At 71.3% G+C, this 24,149-nt stretch carries 23 protein-coding genes and 1 pseudogene; 15 read left to right on the top strand and 9 right to left on the bottom strand.

What is annotated here, in order from left to right; genetic code table 11:
* Window positions 1–18 precede the first annotated feature (18 nt).
* The 4 genes and pseudogenes from ACF1G2_RS15355 to ACF1G2_RS15340 form a co-directional block, all read left to right on the top strand.
* Window positions 19–654: pseudogene (locus ACF1G2_RS15355) on the top strand (pilus assembly protein TadG-related protein); the annotation flags it as partial.
* Window positions 655–716: 62 nt separating this feature from the next.
* Window positions 717–1,256, top strand: coding sequence for a hypothetical protein (locus ACF1G2_RS15350; protein WP_391798732.1), 540 nt, complete (start codon window positions 717–719; stop codon window positions 1,254–1,256).
* An 11-nt stretch (window positions 1,257–1,267) separates the two neighbouring features.
* The gene (locus tag ACF1G2_RS15345; RefSeq protein ID WP_391798731.1) at window positions 1,268–1,870 is read left to right on the top strand and encodes an OmpA family protein; all 603 of its coding nucleotides are present in this window, start codon (window positions 1,268–1,270) and stop codon (window positions 1,868–1,870) included.
* Window positions 1,871–2,061: 191 nt separating this feature from the next.
* Window positions 2,062–2,673 carry a GNAT family N-acetyltransferase gene (locus tag ACF1G2_RS15340; RefSeq protein WP_391798730.1) on the top strand — a complete coding sequence of 204 codons (612 nt, stop codon included), beginning with the start codon at window positions 2,062–2,064 and terminating at the stop codon, window positions 2,671–2,673.
* Window positions 2,674–3,087: 414 nt separating this feature from the next.
* Here the strand turns inward: ACF1G2_RS15340 and ACF1G2_RS15335 are convergent, their stop codons facing one another.
* Window positions 3,088–4,077 carry an endonuclease domain-containing protein gene (locus ACF1G2_RS15335; protein WP_391798729.1) on the bottom strand — a complete coding sequence of 330 codons (990 nt, stop codon included), beginning with the start codon at window positions 4,075–4,077 and terminating at the stop codon, window positions 3,088–3,090.
* Window positions 4,078–4,201: 124 nt separating this feature from the next.
* Between ACF1G2_RS15335 and ACF1G2_RS15330 the strand changes: the two genes are divergently transcribed.
* Both ACF1G2_RS15330 and ACF1G2_RS15325 read left to right on the top strand, forming a co-directional pair.
* Window positions 4,202–4,567, top strand: a complete 366-nt coding sequence (locus ACF1G2_RS15330; protein ID WP_391798728.1) for a hypothetical protein — start codon at window positions 4,202–4,204, stop codon at window positions 4,565–4,567.
* A gap of 215 nt (window positions 4,568–4,782) precedes the next feature.
* Window positions 4,783–5,916, top strand: coding sequence for a hypothetical protein (locus ACF1G2_RS15325; protein ID WP_391798727.1), 1,134 nt, complete (start codon window positions 4,783–4,785; stop codon window positions 5,914–5,916).
* Here ACF1G2_RS15325 and ACF1G2_RS15320 read toward each other — a convergent pair.
* Window positions 5,888–6,247 (bottom strand): DUF192 domain-containing protein, encoded by a 360-nt coding sequence (locus ACF1G2_RS15320; protein WP_391798726.1) that lies wholly within the window; start codon window positions 6,245–6,247, stop codon window positions 5,888–5,890. The genes ACF1G2_RS15325 and ACF1G2_RS15320 overlap by 29 nt on opposite strands.
* Here ACF1G2_RS15320 and ACF1G2_RS15315 point away from each other — a divergent pair.
* The gene (locus ACF1G2_RS15315; protein ID WP_391798725.1) at window positions 6,246–7,154 is read left to right on the top strand and encodes a prepilin peptidase; all 909 of its coding nucleotides are present in this window, start codon (window positions 6,246–6,248) and stop codon (window positions 7,152–7,154) included. The two genes, ACF1G2_RS15320 and ACF1G2_RS15315, sit on opposite strands and share 2 nt — an antisense overlap.
* A 25-nt stretch (window positions 7,155–7,179) precedes the next feature.
* Window positions 7,180–8,706, top strand: a complete 1,527-nt coding sequence (locus ACF1G2_RS15310) for a DUF2079 domain-containing protein (protein WP_391798724.1) — start codon at window positions 7,180–7,182, stop codon at window positions 8,704–8,706.
* On the opposite strand, the gene ACF1G2_RS15305 is transcribed toward ACF1G2_RS15310, so the two are convergent.
* Window positions 8,703–9,860 (bottom strand): winged helix DNA-binding domain-containing protein, encoded by a 1,158-nt coding sequence (locus ACF1G2_RS15305; RefSeq protein WP_391798723.1) that lies wholly within the window; start codon window positions 9,858–9,860, stop codon window positions 8,703–8,705. The genes ACF1G2_RS15310 and ACF1G2_RS15305 overlap by 4 nt on opposite strands.
* 123 nt (window positions 9,861–9,983) lie before the next feature.
* Between ACF1G2_RS15305 and ACF1G2_RS15300 the strand changes: the two genes are divergently transcribed.
* On the top strand, window positions 9,984–10,349 hold the full coding sequence (locus ACF1G2_RS15300) for a helix-turn-helix domain-containing protein (RefSeq protein ID WP_352190482.1): 366 nt from the start codon (window positions 9,984–9,986) through the stop codon (window positions 10,347–10,349).
* A gap of 393 nt (window positions 10,350–10,742) precedes the next feature.
* Here the strand turns inward: ACF1G2_RS15300 and mgrA are convergent, their stop codons facing one another.
* Window positions 10,743–11,780: an L-glyceraldehyde 3-phosphate reductase gene (gene mgrA / locus ACF1G2_RS15295; RefSeq protein WP_391798722.1), complete on the bottom strand. Its 1,038-nt coding sequence runs from the start codon at window positions 11,778–11,780 to the stop codon at window positions 10,743–10,745.
* Between the two features lie 110 nt (window positions 11,781–11,890).
* On the opposite strand from mgrA, the gene ACF1G2_RS15290 reads away from it, so the two are divergent.
* The 5 genes from ACF1G2_RS15290 to ACF1G2_RS15270 all read left to right on the top strand — a co-directional run bounded on the left by ACF1G2_RS15290 (window position 11,891) and on the right by ACF1G2_RS15270 (window position 17,940).
* Window positions 11,891–12,652 carry an isoprenyl transferase gene (locus ACF1G2_RS15290; protein ID WP_391798721.1) on the top strand — a complete coding sequence of 254 codons (762 nt, stop codon included), beginning with the start codon at window positions 11,891–11,893 and terminating at the stop codon, window positions 12,650–12,652.
* A 450-nt stretch (window positions 12,653–13,102) separates the two neighbouring features.
* Window positions 13,103–14,425, top strand: a complete 1,323-nt coding sequence (locus ACF1G2_RS15285) for a PhoH family protein (RefSeq protein ID WP_352190479.1) — start codon at window positions 13,103–13,105, stop codon at window positions 14,423–14,425.
* A gap of 376 nt (window positions 14,426–14,801) precedes the next feature.
* Window positions 14,802–15,491, top strand: a complete 690-nt coding sequence (locus tag ACF1G2_RS15280; protein ID WP_391798720.1) for a transglycosylase SLT domain-containing protein — start codon at window positions 14,802–14,804, stop codon at window positions 15,489–15,491.
* Between the two features lie 116 nt (window positions 15,492–15,607).
* Window positions 15,608–17,236, top strand: coding sequence for an AI-2E family transporter (locus tag ACF1G2_RS15275; RefSeq protein WP_391798719.1), 1,629 nt, complete (start codon window positions 15,608–15,610; stop codon window positions 17,234–17,236).
* Complete coding sequence (locus ACF1G2_RS15270) at window positions 17,233–17,940, top strand: hypothetical protein (RefSeq protein ID WP_391798718.1); 708 nt, start codon at window positions 17,233–17,235, stop codon at window positions 17,938–17,940. Before ACF1G2_RS15275 ends, ACF1G2_RS15270 begins: the two co-directional genes overlap by 4 nt.
* A gap of 113 nt (window positions 17,941–18,053) precedes the next feature.
* Here the strand turns inward: ACF1G2_RS15270 and ACF1G2_RS15265 are convergent, their stop codons facing one another.
* Complete coding sequence (locus ACF1G2_RS15265; RefSeq protein WP_137993612.1) at window positions 18,054–18,587, bottom strand: alkyl hydroperoxide reductase; 534 nt, start codon at window positions 18,585–18,587, stop codon at window positions 18,054–18,056.
* Window positions 18,588–18,593: 6 nt separating this feature from the next.
* Window positions 18,594–19,148, bottom strand: a complete 555-nt coding sequence (locus ACF1G2_RS15260; protein WP_260229113.1) for a peroxiredoxin — start codon at window positions 19,146–19,148, stop codon at window positions 18,594–18,596.
* A 150-nt stretch (window positions 19,149–19,298) separates the two neighbouring features.
* Between ACF1G2_RS15260 and ACF1G2_RS15255 the strand changes: the two genes are divergently transcribed.
* Window positions 19,299–20,234, top strand: a complete 936-nt coding sequence (locus ACF1G2_RS15255) for a LysR substrate-binding domain-containing protein (protein WP_391798717.1) — start codon at window positions 19,299–19,301, stop codon at window positions 20,232–20,234.
* A gap of 121 nt (window positions 20,235–20,355) precedes the next feature.
* Here the strand turns inward: ACF1G2_RS15255 and ACF1G2_RS15250 are convergent, their stop codons facing one another.
* The 3 genes from ACF1G2_RS15250 to ACF1G2_RS15240 are packed head-to-tail and all read right to left on the bottom strand — an operon-like array spanning window position 20,356 to window position 23,905.
* Window positions 20,356–22,704, bottom strand: a complete 2,349-nt coding sequence (locus ACF1G2_RS15250; protein WP_391798716.1) for an ABC transporter permease — start codon at window positions 22,702–22,704, stop codon at window positions 20,356–20,358.
* Window positions 22,701–23,384 (bottom strand): ABC transporter ATP-binding protein, encoded by a 684-nt coding sequence (locus ACF1G2_RS15245; protein WP_391798715.1) that lies wholly within the window; start codon window positions 23,382–23,384, stop codon window positions 22,701–22,703. Before ACF1G2_RS15245 ends, ACF1G2_RS15250 begins: the two co-directional genes overlap by 4 nt.
* Window positions 23,381–23,905: a PadR family transcriptional regulator gene (locus ACF1G2_RS15240; RefSeq protein ID WP_391798714.1), complete on the bottom strand. Its 525-nt coding sequence runs from the start codon at window positions 23,903–23,905 to the stop codon at window positions 23,381–23,383. The genes ACF1G2_RS15245 and ACF1G2_RS15240 overlap by 4 nt, the downstream gene beginning before the upstream one ends.
* Window positions 23,906–24,149 lie beyond the last annotated feature (244 nt).

The raw sequence follows: 24,149 nt of genomic DNA, 5'->3' as shown, positions 1-24,149 counted from the left end.
GATTCCGGGCAGGCATTCCCCGTCTACATCACGGTGATGGCGGGCCTGCTCTTTCTGGCGTTCGCATACTTCGCCGTCGGCCAGGCCGCGGCGAACCGGAACGGTGCTCAGACTGCCGCCGACGCAGCCGCGTTGGCAGCGGCCCAGGACGCTCGCGACCAGTTGCGGGACGGCTGGTTGACCGTCGTTCTCGACCCCACACAGTGGAACGACTTCCTCTCGGGTGGCGAGTACGACGAGTACGCCGCGTGTCAGCAAGCGGCTTCGTTCGCAGCCAAGAACGACGCGAGCCTCACGGGTGAAGGGTGTGTCCCGCTCGCCGTCGGCGAGCACGGCTTCCGAGTGGAAGTGCGCAACAGCGACAGCGTCGGAAGTTCGGTGATCCCGGGTACGGAGAACCAGCACGCCACGGCGTCGGCCACGGCCGTCATCGAGCCGCTGTGCACGTTCGAGGCTCCTGAACCGACCGAGGAACCCGAGCCGCCGGCCGATCCCGATCCCGAGCCGGACCCTGAGCCGGACCCGAGGCCCACGCCGACAGAACCCCCTCCGATCCTCGGTCTCACATGCGACGGTGTTCCGTGGACGATCGACCCCGACCGGCCGGAGCTCCCGGGCGCGGCAGACCTCTTCATCGTTCGACTGGCCGACTGACAAGCGAAGGATTCCCGTTCATGAGTGTTCGGTACGCAACGACGGCCCTCAGGAGGTGGGCCGTGGCGGTCACCGCGGCCGGCCTGGTCCTCGGCGTAGCCGGCTGCGGCAGCGAGGATGAGCCTCCGAAGATTCAGTCATCCGCGAGCTCCTCGGCTCCCGACAGGAGCGAGGGCAACGAGAAGCCTCAGTCGGAGGCGCCGGAGGAGACTCTGGCCGTACTCAAGGGGCAGGACGGATTCGAGCTGACCATCACGTCGGCCAAGCGGGATGTCGGAGGCTTTCTCACGGTCAAGGGATTCTTGAAGAATACGTCCGACAAGGGGCGCGCCCTTCCTCAAGCCGTGAAGGGCAACGAGACCGAAGTGCTGAAGCACGGCGATTCTCTGGGCGGCGCGACCCTGGTGGACGGGGCTGCGAAGAAGCGCTATTACGTGCTCCGGGACACGGACGGCAGGCCCCTCACAACGACGGGCCTCGACATCTTCCGGGCCGACGCCTCCGCCGAAGTCTTCATGCAGTTCCCCGCCCCCGCAGAACAGACCACCGAGGTCACCTTCCAGCTCCCCACCTTCGAGCCCGGCACCATCAAACTCTCCTGACGGACGCCGCCATGACTCCCCACCGCCTCGTCGCCCTCGCCGCCGCCTCCCTGCTCCTCGTCGCCGGTACGGCCACCCCCGCACTCGCCGACGATCCCCCCAACTCCACCTCCAGCGCCTCCCCGCCCCCCGAGATCGACGCCAACTCGCCCGAACTCATGCTTCCCGACGGAGCCACCCTCGCCGCGCCCAAGGTCCTCGACATCAAGCAGGTCGTCGAGGAGGAAGGCGGGGAACAGCGGCGGGAGGACACCAATGTCGACGTGACCTTCGCCCTCCAGGCCGAGGTGCTCTTCGGCAAGGACAGCGCCAAGCTCAGTCCCGCCGCCACCGCCCGTATCGCCGCCATCGCCGTGGAGATCAACAAGCAGAACTCCAGCCGCGTCCGCGTCTTCGGGTTCACCGACAACCTCGGGACGTACGAGCACGGCCTCAAGCTCTCCAAGCAGCGCGCCGACGCCGTGCAACAGGAGCTGTCCAAGACGCTCGACCCGGGCAAGACCTTCGACATCCGCGGGTACAGCGAGGACTACCCGATCGCCGACAACGCCACCGAGGAAGGCCGTACCAAGAACCGCCGCGTCGAGATCTCCTTCCCCCGCACCAGCGCGTAGCGGGATCCGCCCAAGCGGCCTGCGTCCGTGGGCGATTCGCTGTCGGTCGTCGTCCCGTACAGTGCGATGGCGTGGGAGTACGGGTCAGTCTTCACACACCGGCCGTGGACTCTCTCGCCTCGTGTCGGCAGACGTGTCTCGGGGTGGGGTCAATGTGGGCGACTGCACGGTCGTGGGCCGAAGGCTGGGCCGTGTCCCGGGGGACACCCAAGCCGGTGGACGTGCCCTGGGGACTCCGGATCGAGGTCGGGCAGCCGACCCAGGCGGTCCGGCATGTCCTCCTCGGCACCGACCCCGACACCGACACCGACGCCGGAACCGCCCGCCGGCTCATCGGCTCGGTCACCGAACCCACCACGTGCGTCAAGGCGTTTCTCCCACCGCACGCCATGGAACCCTGGTTCTCGTCCGCCTGGGAACCCACCGATCCCTGCTACCTGATGGCCATCGACCTGCGCCCCTCGCGCGTTCAGGGGCCGGAGGGGTACACCGCCGCCGTCGAGACCGCCAGTGGCGTCACCTACGTACGCATCCTGAGCGCCGACGGGGAACTCGCCGCGTGCGGCCAGACCGGTCTGACCGGTACCGCCTGCGTCTTCGACCAGATCGTCACCGAACCGGCCCACCAGCGCCGAGGCCTCGGAACGATGGTGATGGACACACTCACCAACGCGGCCGTCGAGAACGGGGTGTCCACCGGCATCCTCGGCGCGACCGTCCAGGGCCGGGCGCTCTACGAAGCGCTCGGCTGGAAGGTCCTCTCGCCCTTGAGCGGATTCGTCTACCGACCCGTCGCCCCGTGAGCAGGGTGCCAAGGTGACAGCGTTGCCGGAAGGCCGACCGCGACCGATCAGCGAGGACGACCGCGACAGACCCTCGACGTCGACGATCGCGTCGCGCGGCGCCGTGATCTTGGCTCAGCCGGTGCCGAGTTGGAGCTCGATCTCGACGGTCGAATGCTCGATGACGGCCCGCACCGAGTGGAAGGACGTGCGCTACAGGCCTCGGACCGGCTCCCATCGCACCGGACCCACGATCCGGATCTCCGGGGCCATGGGGTACGGGCGGATGGAGATCCGGCACGCTAAGCGCTGAAGTCCCGTACCGCTCGCCGTACCGCCTCCCGCACCCCTGCCGTACCGCGCTCCCGTACTACCGCCCGCCCGTACCCCCTCCCTCCCGTACCACCTTTCCCCCCGCCTGCTCCGGGCCTTCGCTCACGTGCCCAACTGCCCCAGCACCCCCCGGATCGTCGCGATCACAGCCTCCGGGCGGAGGAACACGTCCCGCGCCGTGAAGCGGAGGACCCGGCGGACCTCCGGGCAGTCCGCGAGGTCGTTGTAGCGGCGGATGTCCCGGTCGTGTGCCTGGCGGCTGCCGTGGAAGGCGTACCCCTCGATCTCGACCGCGAGGCCCTGAGCCCGGAAGAGGAAGTCGGGGCGCAGGGAACGGCCCCCGCGGGTGTGGAGCAGCGGCTGGGACTCGGGGCGCAGGCCCGCGTCCCGCATACGGAGGCGGGCGACCGTCTCCGCCGGGGAGCCGCACGCCGGGTCGGCGAACGGCAGCCAGCGGCGGGCCCGGGTCGCGCCCGGCCGGGGTGCGGACAGCTCGGCCACCAGCTGCTCGCGGTGGACGAGCGGCTCGCGGCGCACGCCCCGGACCGTGCGGCGCGACAGGGCCGAGTCCGCGACCACGACCACGTGCTCGCGGGTGCCGCAGCTCCGTATCAGGTCGCCGACCGTCCGCGCGGGGCTTGTCGCCCGCAGGCCCCCGCGCATGACGCAATCGCCGGCGGTGAGGAACTCCGTGGAGTGGACGCGTACCCCTTCGGCGGTACGGGAGGACCGGCCGGGGCGGGGCACGGTGAAGTCCAGCACCTCCGAGGCGTCCGGTCCCCCCGGGGGCCCCACCCCCGCCCCCATCCCCCTCCCCCCGATCCCCCCGAGTACCTCGATCCGGTGCAGTGCCGCCGCCGTGCCGTGGCTGCACACCAGCTCCGGGCGGAGCAGTTGGTGGGCTCTGGCGCGGACGCGCCAGTCGACCTCCTTGCCGGGGGCCGCCCAGGCTCCCTGGCAGATGGGCTGCCATCCGTCCGCGCGGAGCCTTCTCGTCGCCCGGCCACGCGACCAGCCCGCTCCGTACGCCCACACCGTGAGGAGCACCCCGCCCCGGGCGACCCTCACCAGTTCCTCCGTCTCTCCTCTCATGCCCCAACGATCCACGGACGGGCGAACGTTCGCATCCCCTGTGGATAACTTGTGCCTCTATGCCGCATCCTGGTCGGAACGGGCGGAACGGGCGCCGGGACTGCTGCTCCGAAGTGGACTGCCGATGGAAACGACATCCCCCAGCGTGCGACTGGTCAGCGATCTTGTGGCGCGCATCCCCGAGTTCCGGGGCACGTACGACGACCACGTGTTCAGTCAGGGCGGCGTGCTTCCGCACGTGTTCTTCTGGGACGTCGTCCAGAACACCGTGCGCTCGTTCCTCGGGGAGGACCCGGCGGCAGCCGACTGGCGACGCACGCTGGACTTCCTGGAGGAGCAGAGCGCCCGCGGGGAAATGGGCGTCGACGAGGTCATCGTCACCTCGTTCCTCAACGACCTGCCGTACCCCCATGAGCCCGGGTACGCCATCGTCAGGGAGCTCGGCCCGGTCATGGCCGCGCGTTTCGGCCGCATCCGCCCCTCAGGGTGAGCGCCGCCCCCGCGCCCCGGGCCCCGGGCACACCGACCACCTCCCGGCCCGCGCCCCGGGCCCCGGGCGAGTCACCGACCACCTCCCGGCCCGGGTCCCGAGCGGGCCCCCGGCCGGGCCCCCGGCCGGGGTCGCCGACCGCCCCCGGCCGGGGTCGCCGACCGCTCCCGGCCGGGGTCGCCGACCGCTCCCGGCCGCCGGACATAATCGAGCGCATGTCCCCAGACCGGCCCCCTTCGCCCCGCTCGTCTCTGTCGTTCCGTGCACCCGATTCGCCCGCCGTGGCCCTCGGCGGCTACGCCGCCACCCGCCTCATCGGCCTCGGGATCCTCGCCCTCGCCGCCGTCGCGACCGGCAAGGACGGGCTGCACCGGCTGTCGGGCCGCTGGGACTCCGTCTGGTATGTCCGGATCGCGGAGAACGGTTACGGGTACGAGGTCACCCTCCCCAACGGCAGCGTCCACTCCGACCTGGCGTTCTTCCCCCTCTTTCCGGCGCTCGAACGGGCCCTGTCCAGCGTCCTCCCCGTCGACGCCGCCACCGCCGGGCTCCTCGTCTCCTGGGCCGCCTCGCTCGCCGCCGCCTGGGGCATCTACGCGGTCGGCTCCCATGTCGCAGGCCGGCCGGCCGGTGTCGTGCTGGCCGTCCTCTGGGGCGTGTACCCGACCGCGTTCGTGCAGTCGATGGCGTACACCGAGACGCTCTTCACCGCCCTCGCCGCCTGGTCGGTCCTGGCCGTGCTGCGCGGCCGCTGGATCCTCGCCGGAGCGTTGTGCGCGTGCGCCGGGCTCACCCGGCCGACGGCCGCCGCGCTGATCGCCGCCCTCGGGATCACGGCCCTCGTCACCGTCGTACGCGAACGGAAGCTGCCCGCCCGCATGGTGGCCGGCGTCCTCCTCGCGCCCCTCGGCTGGCTCGCGTACATCGTCTACGTCGGCGTGCGCGAGGGCAGCGCCACCGCGTACTTCGACGTCCAGGCGGCCTGGGGGAACTCCATCGACGGCGGTGTCGCCCTCGCCCGCTTCATCTGGGGCCTGCCGCCGCTCGCCGCGCTCGGGCTGTGCGCGGCGCTCGGCCTGCTCGGGTGGCTGGTCGTGCTGTGTGTACGGCAGGGGCAGCCGCTGCCGCTGCTCGTGTACACGATCGGGGTCGTCGTCGTGTCGCTCATCGGCGCCGCCTACTTCGGCTCCCGGCCGCGCCTGATGATGCCCGCGTTCGGCCTTCTGCTGCCGGCCGCGGCTGCGCTCGTACGCCTTCGGGTGCGCAACCGCGTCCTGGTGCTCACCGGGCTCGCGCTCGCGTCGGGCGCGTACGGCGCGTTCACGTTGCTGGGGTCGGGACCGCCGTGACCCGGACGCCCTTGCGCAGACCCCAGCCCGCCATCGCCCCGCCCTCGGCCTCCAGGACGTGCCGGGCGCGTGGGCGCACCATGCCGAGGCGGCCCGGCCGCATGGTCACCACGGCGAGGACCGTGAGGTTCCGGTCGAGGTAGGCCACGTCGACGGGGAAGCGCATGCCGAAGGTGTGGATGCTGTTGGTCGGGGTGATGAGCATCGCGCCCTCGATCCCGTCCCGGCCGAGCAGGCCTTTTCGGCGTGCCCGGTAGGTGGCCGCGATCTCCAGCCCGACCTGCCCCGTGGGCACGGTCAGTGTTCCCGTCCCGTCCTGCCATCTCCCCATGGGGGAGACGGTAGCGGTGCGGCTGGGTAGGGTGCGGCGGGTGTTAGCCACGCTGATCGCCGTCGCCGTCGCCGCGCTGTGGGGTGCCGCCACCGGGCTGTTGGTGCCGCGCGCCGCGTACCGGCTGTCGGTCGATCCGGAGGAGCCGTGGCGGGACACCTGCGGGGCGGGTCACGCGCTGGTGGGACCGGCGCGCGGCTGGCTGGGCGCTCCGGCGTGCGCGGCCTGCGCGACCCATCCGTCGTCCGAGTCCGGCCCGACGGCTCCCGCAACCTCCACGCGCCCCCGGACCGCCCCACGTCGCGTCGCCCCCCTCCGCACTGCCTTCACCGTTCCCCTCCGCACTGCCTTCACCGTCCCCCTCCGCACCGTCCTCACCGCGCCCCTCCTCACGGCGCTCGCCTGTGCCGCCCTCGCCGCCGTCACCGGGCCGCGTCCCGAACTCGCCGTCTGGCTGCTCCTCGCACCGTTCGGCGTGCTCCTCGCCACCGTCGACGTGCGCGTGCACCGGCTGCCCGACCCGCTCACGCTCCCGCTCGCCGCGGCCGTCCCGCTGCTCCTGCTCGGTGCCGAACTCCTGCCGTACGACGCCGGCTCCTGGTTCCATGCGCTGCTCGGCGGAGTCGCCCTGGGCGCCGGGTATCTCGTGCTGTTCCTGATCCGTCCGAGCGGCATGGGCCTGGGCGACGTCAAGCTCGCGCTCGGCGTGGGCGCGGCTCTGGGCTGGTACGGCTGGGGTGTTCTCTTCGTCGGTACGTTCGCGGCCTTCCTCGCGGGTTCGCTGTACGGGCTCGGTCTCGTCGTTCTCCGGCGCGGGAGCGGGAGGTCGGCGATCCCCTTCGGGCCGTTCATGATCGGCGGCGCCCTGGTCGGGCTGCTCCTCGGCGCGCTCTCCGCCTCGCCCTGAGGTCCGCGGCCTAGCATTCAGGCACATGCGGACAATGACTGACAAACTGCCCGTGGTGTCGCAACGGGAGGCCACTCCGCCTCCCGTGCGCTGGTACCGGCGGCCCGCCGTCCTCCCCTGGGCGTGGGCAGCGGGCCTGTGTCTTCTCTACGCGACCGTCGCCGTACGCCGCCACCAGCTCCTGCGGACCACCGGCTACGACCTGGGCATCTTCGAGCAGGCCGTCCGCGCGTACGCCGAACTCCGTGCCCCCGTCGTCCCCTTGCGCGGCCCGGGCTTCCATCTCCTGGGCGATCACTTCCACCCGCTCCTCGCAGCCCTCGCGCCCTTCTACCGCCTCTGGCCCTCGCCCCTCTGTCTGCTCGTCGCCCAGTCGGCCCTGCTCGCCCTGGCCGTCGTCCCCCTGGCGCGCTGGGCGCGGCGCGCGCTCGGCACCCGGGCCGCACACGTGGTCGCCGCCGGGTACGGGCTCAGCTGGGGCGTGGCCTCCGCGGCCGCCTTCGACTTCCACGAGGTCGCGCTCGCCGTGCCGCTGCTCGCGTTCGCGCTCGAGGCGCTGGGGCGCCGGCGCTGGGGCGTCGCCGTCGCCTGGGCGGCGCCCCTGCTCCTCGTCAAGGAGGACCTCGGGCTGACCCTTGCGGCTGTCGGTGTCTACGTCGCCTTGAAGGGGCCGCGGCGGCTCGGGGCCGCCACGGCGGCGGTCGGTCTGCTCGGCTCGCTGATCGAGGTGAAGCTGCTGCTGCCGGCGTTCAACCCGGGCGGCGCCTACGCGCACGGTGGTCACCTCGCCGACGGGCACGGCTCGCTGCTCTCCACTCTCGCCCACGCCCCGATCGACGCACTGCGCCCGGACGTCAAGGCGATGACACTGATCCTGGTCTTCGCACCGTCCGCGCTGCTCGCCCTGCGCTCGCCGCTCTCGCTGATCGCCGTGCCCACGCTCGGCTGGCGGATGGTCTCGGAGAACACCTTCCACTGGGGCACGGCGTACCACTACAGCGCGATCCTGATGCCGGTCGTCTTCGCCGGTCTGATCGACGTCCTGGGCCGCGAACGCCAGGCGGCCACGGAGTCGCCGTCCCCCGGTGCGCCCGCCCGGAACGTGCGTGCCTCGCTCGTCATCGTCCTCGCCGTGACCGTGGTGATGATCCCGTCCTTCCCCCTGGCCCAGCTCGCCCAGCGGCCCACCTGGCGGACCACGCCGCACATCGGGGCCGCGCGGGCGCTGCTCGACCGCATCCCGGACGATGCCACCGTCGCCGCCTCCAACCGGCTGGCCCCGCAGCTCACTTCGCGCTGCGAGGTCGTGATCTTCCCGACGTTCCCGGTCGACACCCGTCTCGACCTCCGGGAGACCGGCCCGCTGCCCGCCCCTACGGCGGAGTGGATCGTCTACGACGCCGTACCGCCTGAGGCCTGGCCCCAGCAGAGTGGCCCGTGGCCGTACCCGAAGGAGCAGCAGGAGAGGGAGCTGAAGGCGGCCCGGGAGTCGCACGGCTACGAGGTCGTGGCCGCCCGCGACGGCATCACCCTCCTCCGCCGCGCCTCCTAGGCGTGCGGGCCCACCGGCACCGTGCCCACCACCAGGTCCGGACGACCCTCGAGGATCGTCGCCACGCGGTCGGCCTGGGCCTCCACGTCCCGGAGGCGGGTCGCGCTCAGCGGCTTCAGCGGCTCGACCGTCACCGTGATCCGCTTCCCCGAGCGCCGCTGGTGCCAGACCCCCGAGACCGTTCCGTCCACGAGGAGCACCGGGTAGTTCCCGGCCTGGCCGCCCGCCAGCGCCCGGCCGTGGGCGGCGCCCGGGAAGAGCCGTTCGCGGGGCTGCGAGGCGATGGTGAAGGCGTCGAAGTACGGCAGCAGCCGCACCCCGCGCGCCGGCCGCGGGTCCGGAAAGTCGGTGTCCCGTGCGACGACCCAGCCGGTCGCGCCGTCGAAGGACACCTCCTCGATCCGGCCGGCCTCGGCCAGCGAGGTGAACAGCCCGGTCGCCCAGCCCGCCGGTGCCGCCAGCCACTTCGCGAAGTGCTGGGGAGACGCAGGCCCGTAGGCGTACAGGTAGCGTTCCACCAGCTCGCGGAGGGCCGTCGTGCCCTCCGCCGGACGCACCCCTGGGTTGGTGTACGTGACCTTCCGGCCCCGGTCCCGGCCGAAGCACAGCACCCCGCGGTGTCCCGCCAGATGGGTGATCTGCCGCCAGCGGGGCCACTTGTCCTGGAAGGCCTCCATCACCCGCTCGCCCGCCCAGGGCCCGGTGCGCGCCACGATGGCGTCCGTGAGTTCGTCGACGGTCAGCTCGGTGTCCGTCAGGGCGTCCGCGACGGCGGCCAGGACCTGGTCCGTCTGCTCGGCCGTCATCCGTACGTCCGGCGGCATCGGGCTCGCCCCGCCGGGGACGGCCGACAGGGCGCCGGTCCACATCGGCAGGTCGGCGGCGGGCAGCAGATGGACCGTGCCGCGCGGGCCGTAGGTCTTGACCAGCGTGCCCGTCTCCCACAGCGCCGCCCGTACGTCCGCCCGGGTGGCGTCGGCGGTGCGCAGGGCGACGGACAGCTCCGCCGCAGACAGGACCTGGGCGTGCGCGCCGAGCATCGCGGCGGCGACCGCCGCCGGCGGGGCGTCCGTCGGCTCGTCCAGGAACTGCCGGTGGATCCTGCGGGCGTCGGCCTGCGCCCAGGTGACCTGTGGTGGGGTGGAGGTCGTCATGCGTCGACCGTAGGCCCGGAATAGGTCAGGTCCTGTCCGCCTTGGCGGAGTAGGGGGAGAGTCGAAGGGCCGAAGGGGCGACGCGTCGACGCGTCGAAGAGCCGGGACAGACGAGGAGTTGGCATGGCCAAGGGGAAGACGACGTACGGCTGTGGGATCGAGGTGGCCGTCGACGTGGTCGGGGGGAAGTGGAAGCCGCTGATCCTGTGGGCTCTGCACGCGCACGGCGCCATCCGCTTCGGGGAGCTGAGGCGGCAGGTCACGGGCGTCAGCGAGAAGGTGCTGATCCAGCAGCTGCGGGAGCTGGAGGCGGACGGGGTCGTCCACCGCGAGGTCTACCCGGAGGTCCCGCCCCGGGTGGAGTACTCCCTCACGGGGCTCGGTGAGGCGCTGAACACCGCGCTGATGCCGCTGGGGGAGTGGGGCGATCGCTTCATGGCCGACATCCTCGCCGCCAAGGAGGCGCAGAGGTCCGCGGAGGCCGCGTGACGGGGAGCGCCGTCAACCTGGGACCCTTCGGGGAGGGTCCCTCTTGGGAGGTACGGAACCCGCCGCCACGCCGGGGCGCAAACCCGCCAGCGCACCCCAAGAGCCTTGTCCCGACTGGGCTCCGCGTCATCCGGCACAGGTCGGCGGCACCGCTTGGCGCGCAGCAGGGCTTCTGAAGGGTTATGGTGGAAACCCCCCCTCGGGCCGGTCCGTATCCCCCCCACGGACCGGCCCGTTTTCTTTCCCCACGGCCTGGCGCGCCCCCGTGGAGCCGGCCTGAGGCGTCGGCCTCGCGCCCCCGTGACGCGGGCCTCGCGTCCGAGCCCCGGCCGGCCCGGACAGGCTCAGCCCCAACGAGACCGGACAGGCTCAGCCCCGGCCGGACCGGACGGCTCAGCCCCGGCCGGCCCAGATGTTGGTGCCCTCGGTGTCCACGGCGAAGGAGTCGATCTCCTTCAGCTCCTCCTCCGTCAGCGGCGGCCCCGCCAGCGCGGCCACGTTCTCCTCCAGCTGCGCGACGCTGGACGCGCCGATCAGCGCGGAGGTCATCCGCTCGTCGCGCAGGACCCAGCGGAGCGCCAGCTGCGCCAGCGACTGTCCGCGCCGCTCGGCGATGTCGGCCAGGCCGTGCAGCCGCCGCAGCACCTCGTCGGAGAGCAGGTTCGGGTCGAGGGACTTGCCCTGCGTGGCCCGCGAGCCCTCCGGGATGCCCTTCAGGTACTTGTTGGTGAGCAGCCCCTGCGCCAGCGGCACGAAGGAGATGCAGCCCATGCCGGCCGCCTCCAGCGTGTCGAGGAGGGCGTCCTCCTCGGTCCAGCGGTTGATCATCGAGTACGACGGCTGGTGGATGAGCGCCGGGACCCCCATCTCCTTCAGGAGCCGCGCGGCCTCGGCCGTCTGCTCGCTGTTGTAGGACGAGACGCCGACGTACAGCGCCTTGCCCTGCTGGACGGCGGAGGCGAGCGCCCCCATCGTCTCCTCCAGCGGGGTGTGCGGGTCGAAGCGGTGCGAGTAGAAGATGTCGACGTAGTCGAGGCCCATCCGCTTCAGAGAGGCGTCGAGCGAGGACATCAGGTACTTGCGGGAGCCCCACTCGCCGTACGGGCCGGGGTGCATCTCGTAGCCGGCCTTGGTGGAGACGATCAGCTCGTCCCGGTACCGGGTGAAGTCCTGGGCGAAGATCTTGCCGAAGTTCAGCTCGGCGGAGCCCGGGGGCGGTCCGTAGTTGTTCGCCAGGTCGAAGTGGGTGACGCCGAGGTCGAAGGCGCGGCGCAGGATCGCGCGCTGCGCGTCGAGCGCGCGGTCGTCGCCGAAGTTGTGCCAGAGGCCGAGGGAGACGGCGGGAAGCTTGAGTCCGCTGCGGCCGGTGCGGCGGTACTCCATGTGCTCGTAGCGGTCCGCGGAGGCGCGGTAGATCGGGGAATCAGTCACGTATCTCTGCTTATCACGGACTTGTGACAGTCCCGGGCTGGGAGCCTGTTACCCGTCCGCAGTAGTGTGTCGGCTTCGGGGGCCGCCGCAGCATGGAGGGGTTAAGAACAGTGAACCTGCGCGACCTGGTGTACGGGCTCTACGCACGCCGGGTGGAAGGCCGCCTCGATCACGCCCAGGTGCCGAAGCACATCGGTGTCATCCTCGACGGCAACCGGCGCTGGGCCAAGGCCTCCGGTGGTACCCCCGAGCAGGGCCACAAGGCCGGCGCGGACAAGATCCAGGAGCTGCTCGGCTGGTGCGCCGAGACGGACGTCGAGGTCGTCACGCTCTGGATGCTCTCGACGGACAACCTGAACCGGCCCGAGGACCAGCTGGGCCCGCTGCTCTCGATCATCGAGGGCGCGGTGCGCGCCCTGGCCTCGGACGGCCGGTGGCGCGTGCACCACGTGGGCACGCTGGACCTGCTGCCGGCCCGTACCCAGTCCGTACTGAAGGAGGCCGAGCAGGCCACGCACGACAACACGGGGATACTCGTGAACGTCGCCGTGGGCTACGGAGGCCGCCAGGAGATCGCGGACGCGGTCCGCTCGCTGCTCCTGGAGCACGCGGAGAAGGGGACGAGCTTCGAGGAGCTCGCCGAGATCGTCGACGTCGAGCACATCTCGGAGCACCTCTACACGCGCGGCCAGCCCGATCCGGACCTGGTGATCCGTACGAGCGGCGAGCAGCGCCTGTCGGGCTTCATGCTGTGGCAGAGCGCGCACTCCGAGTACTACTTCTGCGAGGTCCACTGGCCGGCCTTCCGCAAGGTCGACTTCCTGCGGGCGCTGCGTGACTACGCCGCCCGTCATCGCCGCTACGGCACCTGAGCGAACCTCGGCAGCGCCACGGGGGGCCGCGGAGACGGCCCGGAAGCGGCCCGGAAGCGGCGCGGAGGCACCGCGGAGGTCCGTACGAGCGGCCTGAAGCGGCGCGGAAACCCACCGGACGCAGCACGGAGAAGCACGGAAGCAGCACGGAAGCACGGGCTCCGTCGCCGGACGATCACCGGACGTTCGACTCTGTTCACGAACACGTCGTCATATGCCATGGCATGGCTGAGTCTTTTCGCGGGAATACCCCTTCCAGAGTGAGCGGCACGGAGACCGCCACCCGGGAGGCCCGTTGCACCAGGACGACCGTGCAGGACATGTACGGACGGAGCGGAGGGCCGGAGCTCGGCCCGCGCATCGTGGCCAGAGCCCGGTCCCATCCCGCAGCGACACCGCTTCCGTCGCGCCCCGACCTCTCAGGGGTCGTCAAAGGGGGTCTGTCCTTCCGTGGTGACCAGCACTAAGCGCCGCTTGTCCGACAGGCGCACCTACGTACTCGACACCAGCGTCCTGCTGGCCGACCCCAACGCCGTGTCACGGTTCGACGAGCACGAGGTCGTGCTCCCGATCGTCGTGGTCACCGAGTTGGAGGCCAAGCGGCACCACCCCGAGCTCGGCTACTTCGCCCGGGCGGCCCTGCGCCTCCTGGACGACTTCCGGGTCCGGTACGGGCGCCTGGACGCCCCGCTCCCCATCGGGGAGCTGGGCGGCACCCTGCGTGTCGAGCTGAACCATTCCGACCCCGGAGTGCTCCCGGCCGGCTACCGGCTGGGGGACAACGACTCCCGGATCCTGGCCGTCGCGCGCAATCTGCAGGCCGAGGGGTACGACGTCACGGTCGTCTCCAAGGACCTGCCGCTGCGCATCAAGGCGTCCTCGGTCGGTCTCCTCGCGGAGGAGTACCGCGCGGAGCTGGCCATCACGGACTCCGGTTGGACCGGAATGTCCGAACTGGCCCTTTCGGCCGACCAGGTGGACATCCTCTACGACCAGGAGACGCTGTACGTGCCGGAGGCCGCCGAGCTTCCGGTGCACACGGGTCTGGTCCTGCAGTCCGAGCGGGGCAAGGCGCTCGGCCGGATCACGGCGGAGGGCAACGTCCGGCTGGTGCGCGGCGACCGGGAGGCCTTCGGTATCCGGGGCCGCAGCGCCGAGCAGCGGATCGCGCTGGATCTGCTCCTCGACCCGGACGTCGGGATCATCTCGATGGGCGGCCGGGCCGGTACGGGCAAGTCGGCGCTCGCCCTGTGCGCGGGCCTGGAGGCGGTCCTAGAGCGGCGGCAGCACCAGAAGGTGATGGTGTTCCGTCCGCTGTACGCGGTCGGCGGCCAGGAGCTCGGCTATCTGCCGGGCAGCGAGGCCGAGAAGATGAGCCCCTGGGCGCAGGCGGTCTTCGACACGCTCTCGGCCGTGGCGGGCCGGGAGGTCATCGAGGAGGTGCTCGGGCGCGGGATGCTGGAGGTCCTGCCGCTCACCCACATCCGGGGTCGCTCGCTCCATGACGCGTTCGTGATCGTGGACGAGGCCCAGTCGCTGGAGCGGAACGTCCTGTTGACCGTTCTGTCCCGTATCGGGGCGAATTCGCGGGTGGTGCTGACACATGACGTCGCCCAGCGCGACAACCTCCGGGTCGGCCGGTACGACGGAGTCGTCGCCGTGGTCGAGAAGCTGAAGGGGCATCCGCTCTTCGCGCACGTCACGCTGACCCGCTCGGAGCGGTCGCAGATCGCCGCCCTGGTGACCGAAATGTTGGAGGACGTTCAGATCTGACCCGATTCGCATGGTCCCGTACGGGTACGGGAGTTGGCGCCGCCCGGCAGAGCGCAGGAGCTTAGCCGGGCGGCGTCGTGCTGTCCGGGAAATCGGCCAAAACTCCTGCGACTTACGAGGTGTGAGCTTTCACACGCAACTCAGAATTGCCTTGCGGTGTCGGCGTCCGGCAAAGTCTTGCTTCCGTCAGGCCCCGCATACGGCACACGTGCACCTCCAGAGGTGCTGCACCACACAACTCAACACTCGTTCGCCGTATGCCGCCCACAGCACCACGGGCCCGTGTCTTCTGTGACCCAGTACGTCGGAGACCAGCGCCAGGGGCACGATTTCGCCCACGTGGTCACCTCTGTGGACGATGCTGGAAGGAAACCGTGTGAGCCGGATCTCGGTCCGGGGATTCGCGGTGGCTTCGGCCACTGCGGTCACCACCGTCGGCGCCGTCGTGGGCGTTGCCTCGGGCAACACCCAGCCCTCTGACGACAACTTCGAGGCCACCGCGGCCGACACCACGCTGCTCGCGGACATTCCCGCGGGCGAGCAGGCCCAGGTACAGGTCTCCTCGCTCTCGGAGCAGGCCGCCGTCCAGGCCGCCGCGGCCGACTCGGCCATGAAGAAGTCCGCGGAGGAGGCTGCCCGTATTCAGGCGGCCAAGGACGCCGAGGCGAAGAAGAAGGCTGCCGACAAGGCGGAGAAGGAGCGCAAGGAGGCCGCCGAGCGCGCCGAGCGTTCCTCCGTCCGTGACGCGTCCAGCTTCTCGGCCCAGGGCTCGTACTCCATCTCCGAGGTCAAGGCGATCGCCCGCCAGATGATCCCGGCCTCGCAGTTCCAGTGCTTCAGCAACATCGTGGACCACGAGTCCGGCTGGAACTACCGGGCGACCAACCCGTCCTCGGGCGCGTACGGTCTCGTCCAGGCCCTCCCGGGTTCGAAGATGTCGTCGGCCGGCGCCGACTGGCAGACGAACCCGGCCACCCAGATCAAGTGGGGCCTGAACTACATGAACAGCCGCTACGACAGCCCCTGCGGCGCGTGGAACTTCTGGCAGGCCAACCGCTGGTACTAGTACCGGCGCTCTCAACCCTGCTGAGCCCCTCACCGTCCTACGGTGGGGGGCTTCATGCGTGTAGGTTCGGGCAGACGTGCTCCCCGGGGGAGTGAGCGGGGGAAGAGGAAGAAGAGATGTCGAGACTGCCAGGATGGCTGAGCCGGCTGGGCGACGAGCTGAGCCGCATGGGGGAGCGCCTGGACGAGCGCCGGGTCCGCGCGGAGCGTGCGCACGACCTGGGCGCGGGCGACGCGTCCGTGTCCACCGGCCAGGGCGTCGGGCCGGACCGTGGCGACGAACCGGCCTTGAGCCACGGCCCGGAGTCGGCACCCGGATCGGCGTCCGGGTCGGCATCGGGGCCGGTGTCCGGGTCGGCATCCGGGTCGGTGTCCGGCAGCGACGGGTACCCCACGGGGACGTCCTCGTCGGGACCGGCGGCCGCCGCCCCCGTGTCCGGAGCAGACCGCGACCCCGGCCGCGACCCCGGCCGTGAAACCGCGTCCGAGGCGGGCCGCGAGGCCGAGCGGTGGCCCGGGAAGCGGCGGGCGCCGCAGCAGACCGCCGCGGCCGTCTCCGTTCCCGCGCCGCCCGCCTACGCCCCCGCCGTCGCCGCCCGGCCGGATCCCGTCGCCGCGATCCCGTGGGGCATGCGGGTCGCCGCCGAGGCGGGCTGGCGTCTGCTCGTGCTCGCCGGCACCGTCTGGGTCCTGATGAAGGTGATCAGCTCGGTACAGCTGGTCGTCCTCGCCTTCGTCGCCGCGCTCCTCATCACCGCCCTGCTCCAGCCGACCGTCGCACGGCTGCGCGGGATGGGGCTGCCGCGCGGGGTCGCCACGGCGGTCACCGCCGTCTCCGGCTTCGTGATCATGGGGCTGGTCGGCTGGTTCGTGGTCTGGCAGGTCATGGACAACATCGACAACCTCTCGGACCGGGTCCGGGACGGTATCGAGGAGTTGAAGCGCTGGCTCCTCGACAGCCCCTTCCATGTGACCGAGAAGCAGATCAACGACATCGCCAAGAACCTCAGCGACACGATCGGCGCGAACACCGAGCAGATCACCTCCGCGGGACTCCAGGGCGTGACCGTCATCATCGAGGCGATCACCGGGATACTGCTCGCGATGTTCTCGACCCTCTTCCTCCTCTACGACGGGAAGAAGGTCTGGCAGTGGACGCTGAAGCTGGTGCCCGCCCAGGCCCGCCCGGGTGTCGCGGGCGCGGGGCCGCGGGCCTGGCGCACGCTGACCGCGTATGTGCGGGGGACGGTGCTCGTCGCTCTGATCGACGCGGTCTTCATCGGCCTCGGGCTGTACTTCCTCGAAGTCCCGATGGCCGTCCCGCTCGCCGTCTTCATCTTCCTCTTCGCCTTCATCCCGCTCGTCGGCGCCGTCATCTCCGGTGCCCTCGCGGTCGTGGTCGCGCTGGTCACCAACGGGGTGTTCACCGCCCTGATGGTCCTCCTCGTGGTCCTGGCGGTGCAGCAGATCGAGGGCCATGTGCTCCAGCCGTTCATCCTGGGCCGGGCCGTCCGGGTCCACCCGCTCGCCGTGGTCCTCGCGGTCGCGGCCGGCGGGCTGACCGCCGGCATCGGCGGCGCGGTGGTCGCGGTACCGCTGGTCGCCGTCACCAACACCGTGGTCGGCTATCTGCGCGCGTACAGCCACGAACAGGCCCTGCTCAGTACGCCGGAGCCGCGTGGGGCGACCGCTTTCGCCGTGGCGCCCGTCAAGGCGCCCGGCTCCAGGGACAGGAGCGACGCGTGATTTCCGAGCCGGAGCTGGTGGGCGGTGTCGCGTTCCCGACGGCGCAGGTGCTCGATCCGGAGGCCCGCGAGCCCGGAGAGCCGCGCGAGCCGAAGGCGTCGCGCCCCCGCCGCTCCTGGCCGTGGGCGCTCGGCGGTGCGGTGGTGGCCTCTGCGGTGTGGGCCGGCGGGCTGTACGCGTATGAGCGGAGCCAGGACGAGGCGCCGGACCTCAGGGGGTACCGCACCGTCGACGAGCTCTGCGAGAAGGCCGAACTGAAGGCGTTGTCCGTGGTGCTCGGGGCGAAGTCCGTGGACCACGAGATCCCGACGACGAAGCACCCCGCTCTCGACCAGGCCCTCTGCTTCGCCACGATGGGGTCGCCCGAGACGGGGTTCAGCGTCGAGGTCGCGTACGACCTGCACAAGGTCACCGACCCCGAGCCGGAGTTCGAGCCGCGCCTGGGCGTCTGGAACGAGGGCGCGGAGTCGGTGGAGGGGCTCGGCGAGCGGGCGTTCGTCCACCGTGAGGCGGAGAACGGGAGCGCGTGGATCCGCGTCCTCGACGGTCAGGCCGAGCTGATGATCTCCTTCCGCCGGCAGGCGGACTGGGACCCGGAGACGGACAAGCCGGCCGCCCCCGCCCCGGCGGTCGACCTCTCCGGCGTCGAGACCGTCCTCGCCCAGGACATGACGGCTCTGATGGCCGCGCTCAAGAAGCCCTGACGGCCCCGCGCGAGACGGCCAGTAGCGCCCGGGAGATGGCGGGTGGGGCCCGGGAGATGTCGGAAGAGCCCCGGGGTGGAGACCCCGGGGCCCTTCCTGTCGGGCGCGCTCGCCTACTCGGCGATGAGCGCCTCCGCGTCCAGCGTCACGCCGACCGCCTGGATCACCGAGGCGATCTTGACGGCCTCCTGGATCGTCTCGCGGTCGACACCGGCCTTGCGCAGGACCTGCTCGTGCGAGTCCAGGCACTGGCCGCAGCCGTTGATCGCGGAGACGGCCAGCGACCACAGCTCGAAGTCGACCTTCTCGACGCCCGGGTTGCCGATGACGTTCATCCGCAGACCGGCGCGCATCGTCCCGTACTCGGGGTCCGACAGCAGGTGCCGGGTCCGGTAGAAGACGTTGTTCATCGCCATGATCGCGGCGGCGGACTTGGCCGCCGTGTACGCCTCGGGCTTGAGGTTGGCCTTGGCCTCCGGCTCCAGCTCCGCGAGGACCTTCGGCGAGCGCGAGGCGATCGCGCAGGCGAGGACCGTGCCCCAGAGCTGCTGCTGCGGGAGCTCGCTGTTGCCGATGACCGAACCGAGGTTCAGCTTCAGGTCCTTGGCGAAGTCCGGTATGGCGGACTTGAGTTCGTCGAGAGCCATGTCAGATCACTCGCCCGAGAGGAGCGCGACCGGGTCGAGGGTGTTCTCGCCCTTGGTCCAGTTGCACGGGCACAGCTCGTCGGTCTGCAGGGCGTCGAGGACCCGCAGGACCTCCTTGGGGTTACGGCCCACGGAACCGGCAGTCACCATCGTGAACTGGATCTCGTTGTTCGGGTCGACGATGAAGACGGCGCGCTGGGCGAAGCCGTCCTCGCCCTCGACGCCGCAGTCGCGCATGAGCTCGTGCTTGGAGTCGGCGAGCATCGGGAAGGGCAGGTCACGCAGGTCCGCGTGGTCCTTGCGCCAGGCGTGGTGCACGAACTCGGAGTCGCCGGAGGCGCCGAGGATCTGGGCGTCGCGGTCCGCGAACTCGTCGTTCAGCTTGCCGAAGGCGGCGATCTCGGTCGGGCAGACGAAGGTGAAGTCCTTGGGCCAGAAGAACACCACGCGCCACTTGCCCTCGTAGGACTTGTGGTTGATCTGCTCGAACTCCTTGCCGCTCTCCAGCGACACGCAGGCGGTCAGGTCGTAGGTGGGGAACTGGTCACCGACAGTGAGCACGCGCTCTCCTTGCAGTGGGAAGGGTCCCTTTTGGGGTCTTCCGTGAGGGGTTGGACGTGCTTCATCCTGGCACGGAGTGCATTGATCAGTGAAATAGCTAGACTGCCTCAGGTTGATCGAAGGTGGTTATCAGTGATCCCGGCACGACGTGTGAAACAACCCAGCCTGTCCCAGCTCAGAGCCTTCGCGGCGGTCGCGGAGCATCTGCACTTCCGTGATGCGGCGGCGGCGATCGGTATGAGCCAGCCGGCGCTTTCGGGCGCGGTTTCGGCTCTCGAAGAGGCACTCGGTGTCCAGCTCCTCGAGCGTACGACGCGCAGAGTGCTGCTCTCGCCCGCGGGCGAGCGGCTCGCGGTGCGGGCGCGGGGTGTCCTGGACGCCGTGTCGGAGCTGATGGAGGAGGCGGAGGCGGCGCAGGCCCCGTTCACCGGGGTGCTGCGGCTGGGTGTGATCCCGACCGTCGCGCCGTATCTGCTGCCCACGGTGCTGAGCCTGGTCCACGAGCGCTATCCGGAGCTCGACCTCCAGGTCCACGAGGAGCAGACGTCCTCGCTCCTGGAGGGGCTCGCGGCCGGACGGCTGGACCTGCTGCTGCTCGCGGTGCCGCTCGGTGTGCCCGGTGTCACCGAACTCCCGCTCTTCGACGAGGACTTCGTGCTCGTCACGCCGCGTGGCCATGCGCTGGCCGGCCGGGACGACATTCCGCGCGAGGCGCTGAAGGAGCTCAATCTGCTGCTCCTCGACGAGGGGCACTGTCTGCGTGACCAGGCCCTCGACATCTGCCGGGAGGCGGGGCGCACGGAGGGGGCGCCGGTCACGACGACCGCGGCGGGCCTCTCCACCCTCGTCCAGCTGGTGGCGGGCGGTCTCGGGGTGACGCTGCTCCCGCGGACGGCGGTGAAGGTCGAGACCGCGCGCAACGCGGCCCTGTTCACCGGCTGCTTCACCGATCCGGCGCCCTCGCGGCAGGTCGCCCTCGCGATGCGTACGGGCGCGGCCCGGCAGGCGGAGTTCGAGGAGCTGGCCGTGGCGCTGCGGGGTGCGATGCGGCGCCTTCCGGTACGCGTGGTGGGCGCCGGTTCCTGAAGCCCCCCGGCTGCGGGAACCGACGCCCACGCGTCGTACAAGGATTCGAAGGGTTACTCGGCCCTGGTGGCCCTGGTCGGCCCTGTGGCCCTGGACGGTCCTGGACCGGTCCTGGTCGGTCCTACTCGGTCCTCAGCCCGTCCGCGCGCATCAGGCGCCACAGCATCGGCAGGCTGAGCAGGGTCACGGCCGCGATCAGGGCGAGACCGACGCCGGTGACGGGCAGGAAGACCCACCAGTCCAGGACCTGTTGGTCCGTCATCTTCAGCAGGACGACGCCGAGGCCGAGCCCGCCCGCCACGGCCAGGGCGAGGCCGAGCGTGATCGGCACCGCCGTCTGCCACAGCACCGACCAGCTCAGGGTGGTGCGCCGGGTGCCGAAGGCGACCAGCGAGGAGAGCAGCCGCTTGCGGTCCCTCAGCTGTTCGAGCGTGGTGACCAGGAGCGAGGCCGCCACCAGGAGCATCGTGAGGGTGGAGCCGACGAGGATGCCGGTGCGGACGCTGGCGAACTGGGCGCTCCGCTCGGTGTTCTTGAGTGTGCGGACCCATGAGGTCCGGTCCAGGGCCGCCGCCGTGTTCCGTACGTACTCCGCGGCGTCCGGTACGGCCGGGTCGAGCCGGACCATGGCGAGCGCGGCGGGGTCGTCGAGCCGGGCCGCGTCGACCGACGACGGCGTGGCGAGGATTCCGAACTCGTACATGCCCGTCGGGTCGGGGCGGGAGTCGACGATCCGGGCGGTGGCGGGGATGCGCCACGTCGGGAGCGTGCCCTTGTGCGCGTCGGGGTCGCGCAGCGCGACCGTTCTGCCCGGCTTCGCGGTCTCCATGACCCAGCTGTCGGGCGCTCCTCCCTGGGTACCGTGGGCGAGGGCGACGAAGACGTCGCCGTCCGTGCAGGAGGGCAGCTTCGCGAACTCGCGGAGCGAGGCGCAGTCGCCGACCTTGACCGAGGTGATCGGGGCGAAGTCCTCGCCGTCCTTCAGGGGGCCGGGCCGCCAGGCGTGCGAGGTGATCGTGCCGGACACCCCTTCGACGCCCCGTGTGTCCCTGAACCGGGTGATCATCTCCCGGGCCTCGTCGCCGGTCTTCGCCTCGGTCGCGGCGACGAGCTGGGCCCGCGTGGAGTCCTCGCCCGTGGCCTGCGTGAAGGAGCCCTCCATCGCCTGGAAGAGCATCTGGAGCGCGATTGCGCCGGCCGCCGCGACGACGATGCCGCTGACGGCACGGGCCGCCGTACCGCTGCTCATCTGGAGCCTGCGCACGGCGAGCTGCCAGGAGACCGGCCCCCGGTGGAGCCGCTTCACGCCGGCTTCGACGAGCCACGGCAGCAGGCTGGTGAGGCCGGTCAGGCAGAGGGTGACTCCGGCTCCGATTCCGACGGTGTCGAGGGCGGTCTGGCCGATCTCCAACGTCCCGAACAGCGGGACGAGCAGGGCCGCGCCGGCCGCCACGAGCAGCAGCCGCCACCACAGCCGGCGGCGGCGCGGCGTGGCGGAGCGGACGACGCCGAGGGGTTCGATCGCCACTCCGCGCAGGGCGAAGAGGGTGACGACGACGGAGGCGACGGGGACGACGGCGAGGACGAGCGCGGCGAGGGCGGGCATCGGTACGACGTCGGAGGGGAAGGCGTTGACGTCCCAGATGGTGACCGTGCCCACGAACTGCCGTGCGACCGCGAAGAGTCCTATGCCGACGGCGAGGCCGGCGAGTGCGCCGGCCAGGGACTCGCCGGCCGCGATCCGCCGGGTCGTCGCGGTGTCCGCGCCGACGAGCCGGAGGGCCGCGAGGCGCCGGTCGCGCTGTTCGCCGCCGAAGCGGACGGCGGTGGCGATGAAGACGAGCACCGGCAGCAGCAGGACGACGGAGGCGACGAGGACGAGGAGGATCAGGAACGCGTTGAAGGGCTCCTCGGGCACCGACCAGCCGTAGCGGGAGGCGCGCCCGTCGTAGTTGTCCGTGGTGAGGAAGTCGACGTGGGCGACGTAGCGCAGTTCGGCCGGGCCGATGAGGCCGGCTTCGCCGATCGTGCCGACGGCCTTGTAGGGGAGCCGCTCCTTGAGGAGGGCGCCTTCGGGGGAGTCGAGGAGCTCGCGGAGCGCGGGCGAGACCAGCATCTCGCCGCTCGCGGGCAGCTTCGCCGTACCGGGCGGGACAGGGGTCTCGGTGCCCTCGGGGCGCAGCAGGAGCCCTGTGACGGCCTGGTCCCGGTAGAGCGTGGTCTGCCCGAGGTGGAGAAAGGTGTCGGGGCGGGGGCCGGTCTCCTGCTCGCTGCCGTCGACGGAGCGGGTCGCCTCGCGGACCTCCCGCTGGAAGAGCATGCCGGGCAGGGAGGCGGCGGCGAGCAGCAGGGCCACGCCGATGCCGACGCCGAGCGCGGTCAGGAGGGTGCGGAGCAGGCCCGAGCGGCCTCCGGTGACCGCGAACCGGGCGCCGAGCGTCAGGTCGCGGGACCAGGTACGGAGCCTCATGCCGCCCACTCCGTGGAGCGGACCGCGCCGTCGCGGACGACGACCTCGCGGTCGGAGTAGGCGGCGACGCGGGCCTCGTGGGTGACGAGGACGACGGCGGCGCCGGTGTCGCGGGCCGCGTCCGTGAGCAGCTCCATGACGCGTTCGCCGTTGAGGGAGTCGAGGGCGCCGGTGGGTTCGTCGGCGAAGAGCACCCGCGGGGCGGTGACGAGCGAGCGGGCGACCGCGACGCGCTGGCCCTGACCGCCGGATATCTCGCCGGGCCGCTTGCCGGCGATGTCGCCGATCTCCAGGCGGTCCAGCCACTCCCGGGCACGGGACTCGGCGCGCTTGCGGCGCTCGCCGTTCAGGCGGAGCGGAAGGGCGACGTTCTCGACGCAGGTCAGCTCCGGCACGAGCTGCCCGAACTGGAACACGAAGCCGAAGTCGGTGCGGCGCAGGGCGCTGCGTTCGCCGTCCGACATCGCGGTGAGGTCGCGCCCGTCGTAGTCGATGGTTCCGGCGTCGGGCCGGACGATGCCGGCGAGGCAGTGCAGGAGCGTGGACTTCCCGGAGCCGGAGGGGCCCATCACGGCGACGACCTCGCCGGCCCGGATGGCGAACTCGGCGCCGGAGAGCGCCGGGGTCGGTCCGTAGGCCTTGTCCAGGCCGCTCGCCCGGAGCAGGGGGGTGGCGGTCATCGGCGGATCTCCTCGGCGAGGCGGTCGAGCCGGGCGGCGGTCAACTCCAGCCAGCGCAGGTCGGCTTCGAGGTGGAAGAGGGCGTGGTCGCAGATCAGCTGGTCGGCGAGGTCGCCGCCCTTCTTGCGCCGGGTCAGTTCGCGCATCAGGCGGAGGTGCTCGGCGCGCTGGACGTCGAGCAGCTCGGCGGCGCCGCGTCCGGTGAGGAGCGCGAGGACGACCTTGGTGTAGAGCGTGGACTGGAGGTACGGCTCCGGCTTCTCGGGGCGGCCCAGCCACTGCTCGACGTCGGTGACGCCGGCCTCGGTGATGGCGTACCGCTTCCGCTCGGGGCCTTCGCCGGCCTCGATGCTGTCGACCTCGACCAGGCCGTTCTTCAGGAGCCTGGACATCGTCGAGTAGACCTGCCCGTAGTGCAGCGGACGGTCGTGGCCGAACTTCTCGTCGAAGGCGCGCTTGAGGTCGTAGCCGTGGCGCGGGCCGGACTCCAGGAGCCCGAGAAGGGTGTGTCCGATTGACATGCTGTCACTCTACACCCCGTGTATACGCACGTTGTATAGCTGCGGTGACCAGCGATGACACGCAATGTGACCCGCGACGCACAACCATCCGTCGCCCAGAAGCGTCGGTTTCACCGTAAGCAGGTGCTGATTCTCACGTCCGGAAAAGACCGGATCGAGTGCACTTTGTCGGCATCGGCGGTGTTAGCTTGCTGAGCTGATCCGGAGCGGACACCCGCCCGAGAACCGACGGCGACACCACGGC

Origin of the sequence: Streptomyces sp. NPDC013457, from assembly GCF_043089925.1 — a bacterium.
Lineage (GTDB): Bacteria > Actinomycetota > Actinomycetes > Streptomycetales > Streptomycetaceae > Streptomyces.
Note: the sequence above shows the minus strand (reverse complement) of the source record. Positions and strands in the feature narration are given on the sequence as shown.

What these genes read in the sequence shown, in the direction of transcription:
- ACF1G2_RS15345 (WP_391798731.1), top strand. Translation starts at nt 1,268, where the DNA reads ATGACTCCCCACCGCCTCGTCGCCCTCGCCGCCGCCTCCCTGCTCCTC.
- ACF1G2_RS15335 (WP_391798729.1), bottom strand. Translation starts at nt 4,077, where the DNA reads ATGAGAGGAGAGACGGAGGAACTGGTGAGGGTCGCCCGGGGCGGGGTG.
- ACF1G2_RS15330 (WP_391798728.1), top strand. Translation starts at nt 4,202, where the DNA reads ATGGAAACGACATCCCCCAGCGTGCGACTGGTCAGCGATCTTGTGGCG.
- ACF1G2_RS15325 (WP_391798727.1), top strand. Translation starts at nt 4,783, where the DNA reads ATGTCCCCAGACCGGCCCCCTTCGCCCCGCTCGTCTCTGTCGTTCCGT.
- ACF1G2_RS15315 (WP_391798725.1), top strand. Translation starts at nt 6,246, where the DNA reads ATGGGGGAGACGGTAGCGGTGCGGCTGGGTAGGGTGCGGCGGGTGTTA.
- ACF1G2_RS15320 (WP_391798726.1), bottom strand. Translation starts at nt 6,247, where the DNA reads ATGGGGAGATGGCAGGACGGGACGGGAACACTGACCGTGCCCACGGGG.
- ACF1G2_RS15310 (WP_391798724.1), top strand. Translation starts at nt 7,180, where the DNA reads ATGCGGACAATGACTGACAAACTGCCCGTGGTGTCGCAACGGGAGGCC.
- ACF1G2_RS15305 (WP_391798723.1), bottom strand. Translation starts at nt 9,860, where the DNA reads ATGACGACCTCCACCCCACCACAGGTCACCTGGGCGCAGGCCGACGCC.
- ACF1G2_RS15300 (WP_352190482.1), top strand. Translation starts at nt 9,984, where the DNA reads ATGGCCAAGGGGAAGACGACGTACGGCTGTGGGATCGAGGTGGCCGTC.
- ACF1G2_RS15275 (WP_391798719.1), top strand. Translation starts at nt 15,608, where the DNA reads ATGTCGAGACTGCCAGGATGGCTGAGCCGGCTGGGCGACGAGCTGAGC.
- ACF1G2_RS15265 (WP_137993612.1), bottom strand. Translation starts at nt 18,587, where the DNA reads ATGGCTCTCGACGAACTCAAGTCCGCCATACCGGACTTCGCCAAGGAC.
- ACF1G2_RS15250 (WP_391798716.1), bottom strand. Translation starts at nt 22,704, where the DNA reads ATGAGGCTCCGTACCTGGTCCCGCGACCTGACGCTCGGCGCCCGGTTC.
- ACF1G2_RS15245 (WP_391798715.1), bottom strand. Translation starts at nt 23,384, where the DNA reads ATGACCGCCACCCCCCTGCTCCGGGCGAGCGGCCTGGACAAGGCCTAC.
- ACF1G2_RS15240 (WP_391798714.1), bottom strand. Translation starts at nt 23,905, where the DNA reads ATGTCAATCGGACACACCCTTCTCGGGCTCCTGGAGTCCGGCCCGCGC.